11 protein-coding genes are annotated in these 16,506 nt (G+C 75.8%); 3 read left to right on the top strand and 8 right to left on the bottom strand.

The genetic code is table 11. The annotated features are described in order from the left end of the window. The first annotated feature begins 42 nt into the window (after nucleotides 1-42). Genes FHN55_RS20450 through cydC form a run of 3 tightly spaced genes read left to right on the top strand, consistent with a single transcriptional unit; the run spans nucleotide 43 to nucleotide 6,257 of the window. A complete protein-coding gene (locus FHN55_RS20450) occupies nucleotides 43-1,605 on the top strand; it encodes a cytochrome ubiquinol oxidase subunit I (RefSeq protein ID WP_139714258.1) in 1,563 nt (520 codons plus the stop codon). A 34-nt stretch (nucleotides 1,606-1,639) separates the two neighbouring features. Then, nucleotides 1,640-2,674, top strand: a complete 1,035-nt coding sequence (gene cydB / locus FHN55_RS20445) for a cytochrome d ubiquinol oxidase subunit II (protein WP_139714257.1) — start codon at nucleotides 1,640-1,642, stop codon at nucleotides 2,672-2,674. 13 nt (nucleotides 2,675-2,687) lie between these two features. Continuing rightward, nucleotides 2,688-6,257, top strand: a complete 3,570-nt coding sequence (gene cydC / locus FHN55_RS20440; RefSeq protein WP_139714281.1) for a thiol reductant ABC exporter subunit CydC — start codon at nucleotides 2,688-2,690, stop codon at nucleotides 6,255-6,257. Between the two features lie 7 nt (nucleotides 6,258-6,264). Here the strand turns inward: cydC and FHN55_RS20435 are convergent, their stop codons facing one another. From FHN55_RS20435 to FHN55_RS20400, 8 genes are all read right to left on the bottom strand, one after another. Beyond that, the gene (locus FHN55_RS20435; RefSeq protein WP_218974870.1) at nucleotides 6,265-8,085 is read right to left on the bottom strand and encodes a protein kinase domain-containing protein; all 1,821 of its coding nucleotides are present in this window, start codon (nucleotides 8,083-8,085) and stop codon (nucleotides 6,265-6,267) included. 180 nt (nucleotides 8,086-8,265) lie between these two features. Then, nucleotides 8,266-8,772 (bottom strand): DinB family protein, encoded by a 507-nt coding sequence (locus FHN55_RS20430; RefSeq protein ID WP_180357978.1) that lies wholly within the window; start codon nucleotides 8,770-8,772, stop codon nucleotides 8,266-8,268. Between the two features lie 211 nt (nucleotides 8,773-8,983). Then, on the bottom strand, nucleotides 8,984-9,991 hold the full coding sequence (locus FHN55_RS20425) for a glycoside hydrolase family 130 protein (protein ID WP_139714255.1): 1,008 nt from the start codon (nucleotides 9,989-9,991) through the stop codon (nucleotides 8,984-8,986). A 36-nt stretch (nucleotides 9,992-10,027) separates the two neighbouring features. After that, nucleotides 10,028-12,118 carry a hypothetical protein gene (locus FHN55_RS20420; RefSeq protein ID WP_139714254.1) on the bottom strand — a complete coding sequence of 697 codons (2,091 nt, stop codon included), beginning with the start codon at nucleotides 12,116-12,118 and terminating at the stop codon, nucleotides 10,028-10,030. Continuing rightward, nucleotides 12,115-13,020, bottom strand: coding sequence for a carbohydrate ABC transporter permease (locus FHN55_RS20415; RefSeq protein ID WP_373995754.1), 906 nt, complete (start codon nucleotides 13,018-13,020; stop codon nucleotides 12,115-12,117). Before FHN55_RS20415 ends, FHN55_RS20420 begins: the two co-directional genes overlap by 4 nt. After that, the gene (locus FHN55_RS20410) at nucleotides 13,017-14,009 is read right to left on the bottom strand and encodes a carbohydrate ABC transporter permease (RefSeq protein WP_139714253.1); all 993 of its coding nucleotides are present in this window, start codon (nucleotides 14,007-14,009) and stop codon (nucleotides 13,017-13,019) included. The genes FHN55_RS20415 and FHN55_RS20410 overlap by 4 nt, the downstream gene beginning before the upstream one ends. Further along, nucleotides 14,009-15,301 (bottom strand): extracellular solute-binding protein, encoded by a 1,293-nt coding sequence (locus FHN55_RS20405; protein WP_139714252.1) that lies wholly within the window; start codon nucleotides 15,299-15,301, stop codon nucleotides 14,009-14,011. Before FHN55_RS20405 ends, FHN55_RS20410 begins: the two co-directional genes overlap by 1 nt. 46 nt (nucleotides 15,302-15,347) lie before the next feature. Continuing rightward, nucleotides 15,348-16,421, bottom strand: a complete 1,074-nt coding sequence (locus FHN55_RS20400; RefSeq protein WP_139714251.1) for a LacI family DNA-binding transcriptional regulator — start codon at nucleotides 16,419-16,421, stop codon at nucleotides 15,348-15,350. Nucleotides 16,422-16,506: the final 85 nt, after the last annotated feature.

The following is a 16,506-nucleotide window of genomic DNA, read 5'->3' as shown; positions in this document are numbered from 1 at the left end:
CGTACTACGCCGGTGAGTACTACGAGCCGTAGTATTGAGGCCGTGGACGTCGTGGACATCACCCGCCTCCAGTTCGCCGTCGTGACGATCTACCACTACCTGTTCGTGCCCCTGTCGATCAGCCTCGCCAGCCTCACCGCCGGCCTGCAGACCGCCTCGGTGCTGACCAGGGACCCCGCGCGCGCCCAGCGGCTGCGGCGCTCCACCCTGTTCACCGGCAAGCTGCTGCTCGTCACCTTCGCCGTGGGCGTGGTGACCGGCCTGGTGCAGGAGTTCCAGTTCGGCATGGGCTGGAGCGCCTTCGCGCGCTTCTACGGCGACGTCTTCGGCCCCACCCTCGCCATCGAGGGCATGCTCGCCTTCTTCCTCGAGGCGACGTTCCTGGGCCTGTGGTTCTTCGGGTGGGACCGCCTGCCGCGGCTGGTGCACCTCGCCACCATCTGGGTGGTCGCCGTCGGCACCCTGATCAGCGCCTACGTCATCCTCGGCGCCAACTCCTTCATGCAGCACCCGGTCGCCTACGCGCTGGACCCGACCACCGGCCGGGCGCACCTGTCGAGCTTCGCCGAGCTCATGACCAACCCCGTGCTGCTCGCGACCTTCCCGCACACCATCGCGGGCGCGGCGATGCTCGGCGGGGCGCTGCTGCTGTCCGTCGGCTCCTGGCGCCGCTGGATCGGGCCCGCGCCCGCCGGTGCCGCCGGGTCGCCCGAGGCCCGCGCCGTCGACCCCGACCAGCGCGCCTTCGCCGGCCTCGCCCGGCTCGGCGCGTGGACCACCGTGGCCGGCGGCCTGGCCACCGCCCTCACCGGTGACGTGCTCGGCAAGGTCATGACGTCGGTGCAGCCCATGAAGATGGCCGCCGCCGAGGCGCTCTACGCCACCACCACCGGCGCGCCGTTCAGCCTGCTCACCATCGGCAACCTCGACGGCTCGCGCCCGGTCTTCAGCCTCGAGGTGCCGTACCTGCTGTCCTTCCTGGCCACCGGCGAGTTCGGCTCCACGGTGCAGGGCATCGACGACCTGCAGGCCCAGTACACGGCGACCTACGGTCCGGGCGACTACGTGCCCGTGATCCCGCTGGCCTACTGGTCCTTCCGCGCGATGATCACGATCGGCCTGCTCTCCGCGCTCGTCGCCGGCGTCTACCTGTGGCTCACCCGCAAGGGCCTCGACCCCCGCGAGCCCAAGGCCAGCGCCCTGCCGTTCATGAGCCAGCGGCTCTTCCCGCGCCCGCTCGTGCAGCTCTCGCTGCGCATGCTGCCGACGCTGCCGCTGCTGCCCGCCGCTGCCGGCACCGCCGGGTGGGTCTTCACCGAGACCGCCCGCCAGCCCTGGCTGGCGTTCGGGCTGACGCTCACCGAGGACGGCGTCTCGCCGGGCCTCACCGCCGGTGAGGCGTGGCTGGGCCTCGCGGCGTTCACCGCGGTCTACGGCGTCCTCGCCGTCGTCTGGCTCCGGCTGGTCAAGCACCTCGTCGCCCAGGACCTCGCGGACCCCGCCTCCCGCCCCACCACCGCCCGTCCCGCTCAGGACGACGACGGCGAGGGCGCCGCCGAGCCCGCCCCCGCGGCGGCACCGCGCGTGGCCGTCCCCACCTACTGACCCGACCACCCCGCTGACTGGGAGAGCCTGACCCGTGGACCTCGTGACCGTCTGGTTCGCCGTCGTCGTCCTGTGCTGGGTGCTGTTCTTCACCCTCGAGGGCTTCGACTTCGGCGTCGGCGTGCTCGCGCCCCTCGTGGGGCGCGACGAGCACGAGCGCGGCGCCGCCCTGAAGACCATCGGCCCGTTCTGGGACGGCAACGAGGTCTGGCTGGTCGCCGCGGTCGGCGTCACCTACGCCGCCTTCCCCGCCTGGTACGCCTCCCTGCTCAGCGGCACCTACCTGCCGATGGTCGGGGTGCTGCTGCTCCTCGCCGGGCGCGGCGTGGCGCTGGAGTTCCGCTCCAAGCACTCCGACCCGCGCTGGCGCCGCCGCTGCGAGGTGGTCCTCGCGCTGTGCTCGGCCGGGGTGGTGGCGCTGTGGGGCGCGCTGCTGTCGGTGTTCGTGCGCGGACTGGCGCTCGGCGCGGACGGCGAGGTGGTCGCCGGACCGGGGCTGGCCGCCGGCCTCGCCCGCTCCGTCGCCCCGCTGCTCACCCCCGAGGCGGCGTTCGGCGCGGTCGCCGCCCTGGTGCTGTCGCTCCTGCTGGGCGCCGCCTTCCTCGCGCTGCGCACCACCGGCCCGGTGCGCACCCGGGCCCACCGCGTGGCCGCCGGCGCGGCGGCCGGCGTCGTGGCGCTGGGCGCCGTCGTCGCCGTCGCCGGGCTGACCGGGGCGCAGGGCGTCCAGCGCGGCACCGTGGTGGTGGGCGCGCTGGTGGCCGCGGCCGCTGCGGCGGTGGCCGTGGCCACCCGCCTGCGCCGTGAGGGCGCGGCGTTCACCGTGGCGTCGCTGCTCGTGGCCGGCGTCGTCGTCGCCGTCCTGCTGGCGAACGGTGACGTGGTGCTGCCCAGCACCCTCGACCCCGCGTGGGCGCTGACCAGGGAGTCGGCGGCGGCCACGCCGGCCGCGCTGGGGCTCATCACCGCCTTCGGTGCGGTGGCCGTGCCGGGTGTGGTGGTCTACCAGGTGTGGTCGTACTGGGTGTTCCGTCGCCGCGTGGCCAGCGAGCGGGTCGCCACCGCCTGAGGTCCTCGTGATCATGGGCGATCGCCACCCCAGCGCCCCACGCAGCAGCCGCGGTCCCGTCGACCCGCGGCTGCTGCGCCACGCCCGCGCCGCCCGCCGCCCCGTGGCCGGCCTCGTGCTGGTGGGAGCGGCGCAGGTGGTGGTCACGCTGCTCGTGGCGGCGTCGGTCACCGGCGTCGTCGTGTCCCTCGTGCAGGCCGCGCGCGGCGGGGCCGTGACGTCGCCGGCCGGGTACGGCCTGCCCTCCTGGGTGCCCGGGACGGGCGTGCTGCTCGCGGTGGTCGCCGCGGCCTTCGCCGCCCGGGCGCTGCTCGCGCGCGCCGAGTCCGTCCTGTCCGCGCGCGCCGGGTCGCTCGCCGTGGAGGAGCTGCGCACCCGCGTGCTCGAGGCCGCGCTGCAGCGAGGGCCGGCGTGGGTCGCCTCCCACGGGGCTGGGCGGCTGCGCGCGCTCGTGGCGGCGACGAGCGGCCCCGGCGGCAGCGCCGGTGGAGCGGCGGCCGGGCTCGACGCGCTGCGCCCCTGGTTCTCCGGGTACCTGCCCTCGCTGGTGGTGGGCGTGCTCATGCCGCCGGTGGTCGTGCTGGCGGTGCTGGCCGTCGACTGGCGCTCCGCGCTGCTCGTGCTGGTGACGCTGCCGCTGGTGCCCGTCTTCGCGGTCCTCATCGGCTGGGCCACCCAGCGCCGGGCCGCCGAGCGCGTGCAGGAGGGGGCGCGGCTGGCCGGGCACTTCCTCGACGTCGTGCGCGGGTTGGCGCTGCTGCGGGTCCACGGCCGGGCGCAGCGGCAGGTCGGCGAGGTGGCAGCCACCACCGAGCGCCACCGCGAGGCGACCCTGCGGGTGCTGCGCGTGGCGTTCCTGTCCTCCACCGCGCTCGACCTGGTCGGCACCCTGTCCGTGGGGCTGGTGGCGGTGGAGACCGGGCTGCGCGTGGCCGACGGGTCGATGCCGCTGGCCCCCGCGCTGCTGGTGATCCTCCTGGCGCCGGAGGCCTACCGGCCGCTGCGGGAGGTGGGTGCCCGCTTCCACGCCGCCGCCGACGCCGCCGCCGTGGTGGCCGAGGTCGACGCCGTCCTCACGTCCCCGTCCCCCTCCGTCCGTGATCATGGGCAGCCGGCCACGCGCGTCACCGGAGAGCCACCGTCGGTGAGCGGCTCCGGGCTGCGCGTGCGGCACGCCGGCCGCTCCGTCGACGCGCTGGCGCTGGGCGGCGTCGCGGTCCGCGGTGGCGAGCTGGTCGCGCTGCGGGGCCCGTCCGGCGCCGGCAAGACCACGCTGCTGCGCGCGCTCGCCGGCGTGCAGCCGCTGACGGCAGGCAGCGTCGAGGTGGCGGGTCGGGCGCTGCTGCTCACCCAGGACCCCCTGCTGCCCCACGCCCGCACCGTGCGCGAGGCGCTCCTGCGCGACGAGGAGCTGCCCGGCGAGCTCGCCGAGGACGACGACGCGCCTGTCCCCTCGAGCGCGCCCGCTGACGACGAGCTGCTGGCGGCGCTCGACCTGGTCGGCCTGCGCGCCGAGGTGGAGGCGCTGCCCGCCGGCCTGGGCACGCCGGTCGGGGAGCGCGCGGCGGGCCTGTCCACCGGGCAGCGCCAGCGCCTGGCGCTGGCCAGGGTGCTGCGCACCGCGGGCCGGGGCCCTGCGGTGCTGCTGCTCGACGAGCCGACGGCCCACCTCGACGCCGCCTCCGAGGCGCGCGTGGTGGCGGCGCTGCGCGCCGCCGCTGACGCCGGCAGCGCCGTGCTCGTGGCCGCGCACCGCCCCGCGCTGATCGCCGCCGTCGACAGGACCGTCGAGGTCGCGCCCCCCGCTGCTGACGGCTCGGCCACCACCTCTCCGTCCGTGGTCATGGACGACGGGAACAGTGCCTCGGGCACTGCTCGGGAGGTCCATGACCACGGTGAGGTGGTCGCGGGCCCGGGGTGGTGGGGGCGGCTCTTCCGCGCGGCCGGCCGCCGTCCCGGCACCGCCGTCGTGCTCGGCACCGCCTCCTGGCTGGCCGGCGCCGCGCTGACCGCCGCCGCCACCTGGCTGCTGGTGCGCGCCTCCGCCCTGCCGCCGGTGCTGACGCTGTCCGCGGCCGTCGTCACCGTCCGCGGCAGCGCCGTGGCCAGGCCGCTGCTGCGCTACCTCGAGCGCCTCGCCTCGCACGAGGTCGCCCTGCGCCGCCTCGCCGGCTGGCGCTCCCAGGTCCTCGCCGACCTGGTCCCGCGCGTCCCCGGCCCGGGCCTGCTGCGCCGCGGCGACCTGCTCACCCGCCTCGTGGGGGACGTCGACGCGCGCCTCGACGGGCTGCTGCGCGGGCGGCTCCCCGCGGCCGCAGCGCTGGCGGCGGTCGTCGTCGTCCTCGGGATGGTCGCCGTGCTCGCCCCGCTGGCCGCGGTCGGCGCGGCCGTGGGGTTCGCCGTCGCGGCGGTGGCCGCACCGGCCCTCGCCGCTCGCGCCGCCCGCGCCACCGACGCCGACCTCGCCGCTGAGCGCTCAGCGCTCGCGGACGCCGCCGTGGAGACCGTCGACGCCGTCGACGAGCTCGCCGCCCGGGCCGCCACCGCCGGTGCGCGGACCGCCCTCGCCGTGCCCCGCTCCCGCGGCCGGGAGCTGGCCGCCGCCGAGGTCCGCGCCGCCGGCTCCTCGGGCACCGCCACGGCCGTGGCGCACGCCGGCACCGGGCTGGCCGTGGTCGGCGCCGCGGCCGGTGCGCTGGCCGCCGCCACCTCCGGCGGGATCGGCGCGGAGGGCGCCGCCGTCGTCGTCCTCGTGGCCCTCGCGCTGGGAGAGCCGGTGCTCGGGCTCGTGGACGCCGCCGTGGCGCGCGAGCGGTCCCGCGCGGCGGTGCGCCGGCTGGCGGCGGTGGCCGCGCAGCGCCCGTCCGTCGCCGAGCCGGCCGGGCTGCCCTCGGCGGTGGCGGCGCGCGCCGTGCTGTCCGTGCGCGGGCTCGTCGCCGGGTGGGACCCGGAGCGCCCGCCCGCGCTGGACGGGCTCGACCTGGACCTCGCGCCCGGCGAGCGGGTCGCGGTGCTCGGCCCGTCCGGCTCGGGCAAGTCGACGCTCGGCGCCGTGGTCGCCCGCCTGCTCGACCCGCGCGGCGGCACGGTGGCCCTCGCAGGTGCAGACGTCCGCACCCTCGACGCGGCCGCCGTCCGCCGCCGCGTCGGTCTGGTCAGCGAGGCCACCGAGCACCTCTTCGCCACCACGCTGCGCGCCAACCTGGCCCTGGCCGCGCCGGAGGCCACGGACGAGGAGCTCGTCGCGGTGCTCCATCGCGTCCGCCTCGGCGACTGGCTCGCCCGCCTCCCCGACGGCCTGGACACCTGGCTCGGCGACGGCGGCTCCACCGTCAGCGGCGGCGAGCGGCGCCGGTTGGCGGCGGCCCGGGCGCTGCTGCCCCGCCCCGACGTCCTCGTGCTGGACGAGCCGACCGAGGGCCTGGACGAGCCGACCGCCCGGGCCCTCGTCGCCGACCTGCTGGGGGACGAGGACGACGACGGCGAGCGGCCCAGCGTGCTGCTGCTCACGCACCGGTCCGAGGGGGTGGACCGGTGCGGCGCCGTGCTCGACCTCGGCGCGGCCACCACCGGCGCGCGGTGAGCTGCGGTCAGCCCTGCTGCCCGGGTGCCTGGCCCTTGCCCCCGCCCGCCTGCTGTGCCTTGTCCTGACCCTGGCCCTTGACCTGGCCCTTGTCCTGACCCGGGCCCTGGCCCTTGTCGTGATGCTGGCCCTGCTGCTCACCACCCGGGCCGGTGCCCGGGCCCGGGGTCTGGGCCGGGGTCTGGACAGGCTGCTGGGCCGGCTGCGGCGACGCGGGCCGGGCGGGCTGGGCGGGCTGCTGGTCCTCGCCCGGGTCTCGACTCGCCACCTGCTCGTCACCGGGCTGCTGCTCGGTGGTCCCGGCTGCCTCCGGTGACGAGCTGGCAGCTCCCGCAGCCGGCGCCGACCCGCCGGCAGGAGCTGTGGCCGACACCTGGCGGGCGGACGCGGACGCGGTCGCCGTGGCCGAGGGCGCCGCGGTCTCGGGCGCCTGTCCGCTGCCGTCCGGCGCCGCACGACCGCTCGCGACCACGAGCGCGACGGAGCTCCCCGGCGCCACGGAGGCGCCCCGCGCCGGCGTGCTCGAGACCACGGTGCCGGCCGCGGCTCCCGTGACGTCCTGCGGGGACACCGGTCCCAGCGCCAGCCCGGCGGCGGCCAGGGCGGCGGCCGCGCGCTCCTGGGTCATGCCGGCGACCTCGGGGACGGTGGTGGCCGAGGGGCCGGCGGAGAGGGCCAGCACCGCGGGCGTGCGGGCTGTCACCTGGTCCGCGGCCTGCGGGTCGGTGAGCAGCGCCTGACCCGTCGTCCCCTGCGTCCCCCGGCTCGGCAGCCAGCCGCCGAGCGCCAGCACGACCGCGATCGTCGCCACCACGAGCGCCACCGCCCTGCGGCCGCGGCGGTGCGGCCGGTGGCGGACGGGCAGCCGCCCGGTCAGGCCAGCTGCGGCAGCGGTGGACGTCCGCGGGTGTGCGGCGGGCGGGGCCACCACGGCGGCGGCCGGCGCGAGCGCCGCGCCCCGCGCCCGGGCGGCGAGCAGCTCCTCGCGGAAGTCCCCGGCGTCGGCGCACCTGTCCTCGCGCTGCTTGGACAGCGCCTTGAGCACCACCCGGTCCAGCTCGTCGCTGACGGCGGGGTCGTACTGGCTCGGCGGCGCCGGCAGCTCCCCGACGTGCTGGTAGGCCACCGCCACGGGCGACTCTCCGACGAACGGCGGGCGGCCCACCAGCAGCTCGTGCAGCAGGCACCCGGTGGAGTACAGGTCGCTGCGGGCGTCGACCAGCTCCCCGCGCACCTGCTCGGGGGAGAGGTACTGCGCGGTGCCGATGACGGCGCTGGTCTGGGTCATGGTGGCCGAGGAGTCGGCGACGGCGCGGGCGATGCCGAAGTCCATGACCTTGACGCCGCCCGACGGCGTGACCATGACGTTGGCGGGCTTGATGTCGCGGTGGACGATGCCGGCGTCGTGGGCGGCCTCAAGCGCGGTGAGGACCCCGGCGGTGATCTCCACGGCGCGCTGGGTGCCCAGCCCGGCCCCACCGGCCTCGGCGGCCTCGTCGAGCAGCTCGCGCGCGGTGCGGCCCGGCACGTGCTCCATGACGATGTAGGGCGTGTGCACCTCGGTGCCGTCCGGCTCGGTGCGGACGTCCTCGCCGGTGTCGTGGACGGTGACGATCGCCGGGTGGTTCAGCAGGGCCGCCGACTGCGCCTCGCGGCGGAAGCGCGCCTGGAAGACGGGGTCACGCGCCACGTCCGGGCGCAGCAGCTTGATGGCGACCCGGCGGCCCAGGCGCTGGTCGCGACCGGCGTGGACCACGGCCATGCCGCCGCGCCCCAGGAGCTCGCCCATCTCGTAGCGGTCGTCGAGCACGCGTGCGGGCTCGCTCACGGCCACCTCTTCCCGTCGTCCCGGCACCTCGTCGGCGCCACGGCCCCCGCAGGCGCCTCCGACCACAGGGGGCGAGGTGCCCGGTCCCGGTGCCGGTCCTGGTGCTGCTCCCGAGACTGTCGCAACCCGGGCGCCGGTGCCCACTCGAAGCCCGCTCGGACGGCTCGGCCCCTGGGACGCTCAGCGAGGCCCCAGCCCCGTGCGCCCGTCGAGGAGCTCCCTGACGACGTCCAGGTGGCCCGCGTGCCGCGCCGTCTCCTCGACGACGTGCAGCAGCACGCCGCGCACGGTGCTCACCTCCCCGCGCAGCTGTCCGGGCTGGACGGCGACCGCGTCGTCCAGGTGCGCGCCGGCCAGCAGCGCGTCCGAGCGGCGCCACTCCGCCCGGTAGGCGGCCACCGCCCCCGCCAGGTCCTCGACCGGCTCCGACCAGGCCGGGGTGTCGGTGCGGTCACCGGAGACCGCCAGCAGGAACCAGTGGCGCTCCACACCGGCGAGGTGGACCAGCATGTCCAACACCGACCAGCCGCTGGGCAGGACCGCGCGCCGCGCCTGGTCCTCGGTGAGCCCTGAGACGACGGAGACCGCGGCGGCGCGGTTCGCCGTCAGGAAGTGCAGCAACGCGCTGCGCTCCTCGCGGTCCGGCTCGGTCGGGCTGCTCCGACGGTGGGGCTGCTCCTCGTCCACGGGTCGCTCCTCCTGCGCGGCGGCATCTCCAGGTGCAGACCCCGGCTGCGCCCACGAGTCATCGCAGGCGGACAGGAGGACAGGCGGACGCGGCGCTGGCGCCGCCGTCCAGTGGGGCGATCTCAGCGGGGACCCGACCTCGGCAGCGCGACGACCACACCCTTCGACGTCGTCGTCCCGCACTCCCGGGCGACACCGGTGAGTGGAGGGTTCAGGCGCTGGCGAGCACCGTGCGCTGCTGCGACGTCATCGGCAGCGAGGACCCGCCGAAGCGCTCCCCAGCGGGCGCGACGGCCACGCCGAGCGTGGAGTCGGACTGCCCGTAGTAGGCGAACCACGAGCCCTGGAACTGCACGAGCCCCTCCACGAACGTCACGTTGGAGACCAACCCGTGCTGCTCCTCGGCGGTGCGCGGCTCCAGCCACGGGTGGTCGAGCTCGGCCACCACGCGGGTCGGGTCCGCCGGGTCGAACAGCGCCTGCCCGCACACGTAGCGCACGCCGCCCTCGGGCAGCTTCACCGCGGCGTTGTAGACCAGGCAGATGAGCCCGTTGTCGAGCAGCACCGGCGGCGGCCCGACCTCCACGAGGAACTCCGACCACGTGCCCGGCTCCGGCTCGAGCACGGGCTCCTCCGACACGAGCCGCCAGTGGAGGAGGTCGTCGGACTCGGCGAGGTAGATCGAGCCCTCGCCCACGTACATGAGCCAGCGACCGTCCACCTGCACCGGCAGGATGCCGCCGGCCTTGGTCCACGGGCCGGTCGGGCCGCCCTCGTGCCCGGCGAAGCTGTTGAGCTCGGGCAGCACCACGCCGTGGCGCTCCCAGGTGCGCAGGTCGGTAGAGGTGGCCAGGCACAGCAGGGCGCGCTCGCCGTCGTAGGCGCTGTAGGTGAGGTAGTACGTGCCGTCCACCTCGGTGACGCGCGGGTCCTCCACGCCGTGCACCTCGTGGGGCTCGGCGGGGGAGAACACCGGGTCGGGGTCGCACGTGAAGTGCACGCCGTCGCGGCTGCGGGCGAGCCCCACGTGGCTGACCACGTCGTCGGCGTGGGCGCGGTAGAGCAGCACCACCTCGGAGCCCTCGGCGCCCTCGAACCCGTCGACGACGAGCGCCGCCGGGTTGTAGACGCTGCCCGACTCCCACGTGGTCCCGCGCGGGGACAGGATCGGGTTGGAGGCGTGCGGGGTGAACGGGCCCAGGGGGAAGGTCGCGGTCATCGGTGTCGGTTCCTCTCGGTCTGCGGTCAGGCCTGGTCAGCGGGTGGGGGAGGCGCTGACGGTGGTCGAGCGCTTCCCGTCGGGGGTGGTCAGGGTCAGGGACGGCGTCTGCGGCACCACGAGGACGGCGTCCAGCGACGCCGGCCCACCGGCCGCGGCTCCGCTGGAGGTCACCACCAGCGCGTCGGCGCCCTTCGGCAGAGGCACGCCCAGCGGCAGCGCCCGCAGCGAGCCGGGCCCGGCGGAGATCCCCTGCTCGACGCCACGGACGTCGACGTCGCCGAGCGCCGTCGTCGTCCCGGTCTTCGTGTCCAGGGCGGCCACGGTGAGCCTCGGCGCCGGTGCACCCGGCGCGGTGGCCAGGTCGACGACGACGGACGCCCACCGCGGCCCAGGACCGCCCGCTGCCGGCAGGGCCAGCTGGGTGGCGGCACCGGGCGGCAGCGAGCGGTAGGCGCCGCCGGACCACTGCGCCTCCCCGGTCCACGCCTCGCCCTCCGGCAGCGTGACGACGCTGCCCGCTCCGGTGCCGGACTCGCCCTCCACCACCTGCAGCCCGTCGCTCGTGGCGATGCGCGTCTGCTGCGTGGCGATGGCCTTCGCCTGCGGGTGCTCGTCGAGCGCGAGCGCCGCGAGCAAGCCGTGGATGGTCGACTCGGCCCCGGAGTTCTCGTTCACGGAGCGGTCCGCGTTGATGCCGTCGTTGGTGACACCGGTCGTCGGGTCGTAGACGGGCACGCCCGCCGGGTTGGCCCCGAAGAACCACGCCCCTGCAGCGCCGGCCAGCTGCGTGCCGAGCTTCCGGTCGCCCGTCTCGTCGGCGACGGCGAGCACCGAGGCCAGCCGCGCGTCAGCCCCGTACGCGATCTGCGACCGGTCCACCGGCGCCGGGGCCCAGGAGTCGTCCGGCCCGCCGGAGGCGAGCAGCAGCGGAGTGAACACCGTCGTGTCGTCCACGGCGGGGGAGAGCAGCGCCGGGTCTCCGAGCACGTCGGAGGCCTCGGCGAGCGCCGCCGGCATCTGCGCGCCCCACGCGTGCCACTGCGACCGGGACTGCGTCCACGGCAGCACCGCGCCGAACGGGTAGGTCGGCGCCGCCATGCCGCGGCCGCGGGTCGTGACGTCGGTGGTGGGCGGCGTCCCCATGGCGGCGATGCCCTCGGCGTACGCCCGAAGCGCCGCCCTGGCCCTCTCGACGACGGCGGGATCGGAGGCCCGACCCCCAGCGCCCACGAACGACGCCAGCCCGAGCACGGCCTCGCTCGTCGCGTCCGCGCCTCCGGTGATGAGCCAGCCGGGCACCCGGTCGCCGTCGGAGACCTGCCACTTCCCGTGCTTCCCCAGGCTCTGGCGCTGCAGCGCGTCGAGCGACAGCGACATCCGCTGCGCCAGGAACGCCGCGAACTCGCGGTCGCCGGGCGCGTCGGAGGCGGCGAACGCCGCGTACCCCTCGCCCAGCGCCCACACCGTGCGCGCCAGCCAGTACGACTCCGCGGAGTCGCTCGGGTCCGGCAGCTCCACCGGCTCCGCGCTGCGGTTCAGCTCGCCGTCCGGCTGCATCCACAGGACGACGTTCCCGGCGTTCGGGCCCTCGGTCGTCTGCAGGTAGGTGGTCCCGCGCAGCAGCTGGTACGCCTGCTCGCGGCTCGCCGCGTCTCCGGTGGCCTGCCAGTGGCGGGTGAAGGCGACGGCGGCGCGGGTGACGTCGTCGGCGTTGAAGGCGCCCTGCGTCCAGTCACCCGTGGCGGCGTCGTAGGTGCCGCCGCCGATGAGGTCCCAGCCGTCCTTGCTCGTCACACCCGGGCGGGCGCCCCCCGACGCCTGCGAGGGCTCGGCGTACGTCCAGAGCACCCCGACCTGCGGCTCCTCCGCCAGCCGGTACGTGGTGTGACCGGCCTGCGCCGGCGGGGCCACGCGCGTGGTGAGCGTGGTCAGGTGGCCGGTGTTCGCCAGCCGCTGTCCCGCTGCGGGGGTCGGCTTCGCGGCCTGGCCCCCGGCGGCGGGGCCGAGCTCCGCCGGCGCGGCGCTCGCGGGCACCGCCAGGCACGCGCCCCCGAGCAGCAGCGCGGCGGCCACCGCGACGGCCCGCGTCGTCGTCCTCGTGGTGGTGGTGGTCGTGGTGGTCATCCTTTGACTCCCGCGGAGAGGTTGGTGGCGGTGAAGTGCCGCTGGAACACGAGGAACAGCCCCACCGCGGGGGCGGCCAGCACCACCGAGCCGGCGAGCACGGCGCCGTAGGGGTTGGACGTGGTGGCGGCGACGTTCGCCTGGTAGTTGGCCAGCGCCACGGCGAGCGGCTGCATCGACGCTTCCTTGGTGACGAGGAACGGCCAGAGGAACTCGTTCCAGGGACCGATGAACGTCAGCAGCACCACGGTCAGCAGCGCCGGGCGGACCAGCGGCAGGGCCACCGACCAGAGCACCCGCAGCTCCGAGGCGCCGTCGATGCGCGCGGCGGAGAACAGGTCGGGCGGGAGCTGCAGGAAGAACTGCCGGAAGACGAACACCGCCGTGGTGTTGATGAGGAACGGCAGCACCATGCCGAGGTAGTTGTCGGCCAGCCCGTAGGTGCGCACCGTGAGCACGTACAGCGGGATGGTGAGCAGCTGGAACGGGATGACCTGCACCAGCAGCACCATCGCGAACAGCGTGCCGCGGCCGCGGAAGTGCAGGACGGCGAGGGCGTACCCGGCCAGCACGCCGAAGACGAGCGTGCCGACGACCGCGCCACCGGTGATGACGCCGGAGTTGAGCAGCGTGCGCCACAGGTCGATGGAGCCGTCGATGTTGGCGTAGTTCTGCGTGGTCAGGCCACCGCTGGGCACCAGGCCGCTGATGGAGGTGTCGGGCTCGGCCTGCAGCGAGCCGATCACCATGAGGTAGAAGGGCAGCAGGAACGCCAGCGCCCCGAGCGTCAGGACGGTGGGCACCACCCAGCGCGACGCCCCGCCGCTGCGCCGCGGTCGCGCGTCGGCCTCGGCCGGGGTGGCCGGTCGCCCATGATCACGGACGGGGGTGGTGGCGCTCACGACTCGCTCCTCAGCAGTCGGCGGTTGACGAGGACCAGCAGCCCGACCACGACCACGAGCACGATGCCCAGGGCGGAGGCGGTGTCGGGGTTCCCCTGCTCGATGCCCAGCTGGTACATGAGCAGCACCGGCGACGTCGACGCGCCGTCCGGGCCACCGCCGCCGGTGAGCAGGTAGGGCTCGGTGAAGAGGTTGGCGCCGGTGATGACGGCGAGGATGACCACCAGGGCGGTCGTCGTCCGCACGCCCGGCACGGTCACGGTGAAGAACTGCCGGATGCGGCCGGCGCCGTCCATCGAGGCGGCCTCGTAGAGGTCCTTGCTGACGTTCTGCAGCGCCGCGAGGTAGAGCAGCACGAAGAACCCCAGCTGCTTCCACGCCACGAAACCGGCGATGCTCGGCATGGCGAGAGAGCTGTTGACCAGCCACGACGGGTCCGGCGCGAGCGGGCCGAGCAGGGAGTTGACCACCCCGTCACCGCCCAGCAGGAACAGCCAGACCCCCACCAGCGCCACGCTCGCCGTCACGTACGGCACGTAGAACGCCACCCGGAAGAACGTCCGGCCGCGGGCAGCGCGGTTCAGCGCCACCGCGAGCACCAGCGCCAGGGCGACGGTGAGCGGCACGTTGATGACGAGGAAGACGCCGATGTTGAGGAACGCCTGGTGGACCTGCGGGTCGGTGAGCACCTGGCGGTAGTTCTCGAAGCCGACGAACGGGTGGGAGACCTCCACACCGGGCGCGGCGAAGAACCAGTCGTGGACGCTCATCCACGCGGCGAGCACCACCGGGTAGGCGAACACCGCCACGAGGAACACCGCGTACGGCAGGGCCAGCAGCACCCCGATGGGGTGGCGGCCGAAGGCCCGCTGGAGCGGCGTGGAGCCGCGGCGCGGGGGACGGCCGTCGGAGGCGCTCGTCGTCGTCGGTCTCTTCGCGCTGGTCGACGACGACGCGGGGCCCGGGCGGGCCGGGGTGAGGGCGCTCATCACGGCACCTCCAGGAGGTGCTGGACCTCGCCGTTCGCGTCGCGCATCGCGGACGCCACCGGCTCCTCGCCGAAGATCACCGAGCCCGTCCACGCGTTGCGGACGTCCTGCCAGATCTCCACGGAGTTCTTCACGTTGGGCACCTCCACGGTGCGGGCGGCCTGGGCGGCGAAGGGCGCGTAGGGCTTGCCGTCCTCGCTGGCGAACCAGTCGGCGTAGGTCTGCGCGACGTCGGCGCGCATCGGCATCTGCCCGGTCTCCGTCAGCAGGGCGCGGTCGGCGTCAGCGCTGGTGGAGAACTGCAGGAAGTCCCACGCGGTGGCCTGGTTCTGGCAGGCGACGGGCAGGGAGACGTTCTTGGCGTCGGAGAAGGTGTGGACCTGGTCGGCCGGCTCGCCGTTCGGGGTGGGGACGGGGACGACGCCCCAGTCGACGTCCTTGCCGTAGACCGCCACCGCCCACGGGCCGACCATGGCCATGGCCGCCTTGCCGTCGGCGAAGGCGTCACCGGTGTACGCCTCCTGCGGGGACAGCTTCTTCGCGTACATCTGGCGCCAGAAGTCCGCTGCCTCCAGGGCCGGCGCCGAGTCGACCTGGGCCGTCCCGTCCACCACCAGCTGCTGGCCGCCGCTCGCGGCGGCGTACAGCGGGTAGAGGTCGAACCAGGACTGGAAGAACTGGCTGGCCGGCGAGGGCCAGATCGCCGAGGGCGCGGCGCCGGAGCTGACGATCTCCTCCGAGGCGGCGAGCACGTCGGCGTAGGTGGACAGCGGGGGGTCGTCGGGGTCCAGCCCGGCCTCGGCGAAGATCTCCTTGTTGTAGATCACCATGACCGGGTTCGACTTCCACGGCAGCTGGTAGAAGTGCCCGTCCGGCGAGCGGTACTGCTCAGCGGCTTCGCCGGTGCGCTGGGTGATGTAGTCCTCCCCGCCCGGCATGGTGTCGAGCGGGACCAGCCCGCCCTGCTTGACGAACTGCGGCACCGCGGCGGGCGAGGTGTTGTAGATGAGGCAGGGCGTGGTGCCCGCCGCGATGGCTGCGCCGATGACCTCCTCGGAGGACTTCCCAGCGGGTATCTGCTGGGCGGTCACCTGCTGGTCGGGGTTGGCGGCGTTCCAGGCCTCGACCTCCGCCTCGCCCCAGGCGACCTCCTGCTCGTTGTTGGACAGCCAGACGGTGATGGGGCCTCGTCCCTGCGGGTTCCCGGGGCTCTGCCCACCGCCGCAGGCGGCGGTCGTCGCGGTCAGCAGCACTGCCGCGGCCACCGCTCCCCATCGAGCGCTGGTCCTCATGCGTCCTCCTCGTCGTGGTCGCAGTGGGTGGGGTGGGTCGTGCTGGTCAGGTGGGCGGAGCGCCCGTGGAGCCTCGGACGGCGAGCCGGGCGGCGGGGAGGTCCGCGACAGCGGCTGGTCGTCCGCGGTCGTCGTCGCCCTCGAGCAGGTCGAGGAGGGCGTCGGCGGCGGCGCGGCCCCAGGCTGCGGCGTCGCTGCGCACCGTGGTCAGCGGGGGCGAGAGGTGGGCGGCGAGCGGCGCGTCGTCGAAGCCGGTCACCGACACCTCGGCCGGGACGCGGACGCCGGCCGCCGCGAGCACGCCGAGCGCGGCGGTGGCCATGAGGTCGTTGGCGACGACGAGGGCGGTCGGTGCAGCGGCCGCGCCGCGCGCCGTGCGGTCGGCCAGCCAGCGGTGGGCGGCGGCGGCTCCGCTCGCGGCGGAGAAGTCGCCGTCGAGCACGGTCGGAGCGTCGAGGGCGGCGCCGTGGGCGGCGACCGCGTCGCGGAACGCCTCGAGCCGGTCCACGCCGTGCACGAGCTGCTGCGAGCCGGTCACGTGCGCGAGGCGCCGGTGACCGAGCTCGACGAGGTGGTCGACCGCGGCGCGCACGCCCGTGCGGTCGTCGAGGGCGACCTGGGGGAGCGGGGACGCACTCGTCGTGGAGCGCTGGTGGCCGACCGCGAGGGCCGGCAGGCCGAGGTCGGCGAGCAGCGCGGGGCGCTCGTCGTCGACGCGGAGGTCCGTGAGCAGGGCCCCGTCGACGCGGCCGGCGGCCAGGCGGCGGTAGGCCTCGCGCTCCTCGGCCGGCGTGGTCACGACGTGCAGCACGAGTGCCTGCCCGCGCGGGGACAGCGCCGCCTCGACGCCGGCGATGAACGGGGCGAAGAACGGGTCTGCGCCCAGGTGCTCGGGCTCGCGGGCCAGCACCAGCCCGAGGGCGTCGGCGCGGTCGGTGGACAGGCTGCGGGCGCGGGCGCTGGGCACCCAGTCGAGGCGCTGGGCCACCTCGAGAACCTTCTCCCGGGTGCCCGGGGCGACGCGGCCGCGGCCGGTGAGCGCCATCGAGACGGTGCCCTTGGACACGCCCGCCTCGCGCGCCACGTCGGCGATCGTCGCCCGCGCACCCCTGTGTGCCATGGAGGTAGTCAAACCGGTTCAACTCGGACGTGTCAAACCGGTTCAGCGCCGAAGCGACCTCCCTCCCTCCCTCCCTCCCTCCCTC

The sequence above is a fragment of the Streptomyces sp. NP160 genome (assembly GCF_006335115.1).
GTDB lineage: Bacteria > Actinomycetota > Actinomycetes > Actinomycetales > Quadrisphaeraceae > Quadrisphaera.
The sequence above is the reverse complement of the archived record's forward strand: the minus strand, read 5'-3'. Positions and strand labels throughout refer to the sequence as shown.

Bases quoted from the DNA above. Each gene is read 5' to 3' on its own strand.
- cydC (WP_139714281.1), top strand. From the start codon at position 2,688: ATGGGCGATCGCCACCCCAGCGCCCCACGCAGCAGCCGCGGTCCCGTC.
- FHN55_RS20425 (WP_139714255.1), bottom strand. From the start codon at position 9,991: ATGACCGCGACCTTCCCCCTGGGCCCGTTCACCCCGCACGCCTCCAAC.
- FHN55_RS20410 (WP_139714253.1), bottom strand. From the start codon at position 14,009: ATGAGCGCCCTCACCCCGGCCCGCCCGGGCCCCGCGTCGTCGTCGACC.
- FHN55_RS20420 (WP_139714254.1), bottom strand. From the start codon at position 12,118: ATGACCACCACGACCACCACCACCACGAGGACGACGACGCGGGCCGTC.
- FHN55_RS20405 (WP_139714252.1), bottom strand. From the start codon at position 15,301: ATGAGGACCAGCGCTCGATGGGGAGCGGTGGCCGCGGCAGTGCTGCTG.
- FHN55_RS20400 (WP_139714251.1), bottom strand. From the start codon at position 16,421: ATGGCACACAGGGGTGCGCGGGCGACGATCGCCGACGTGGCGCGCGAG.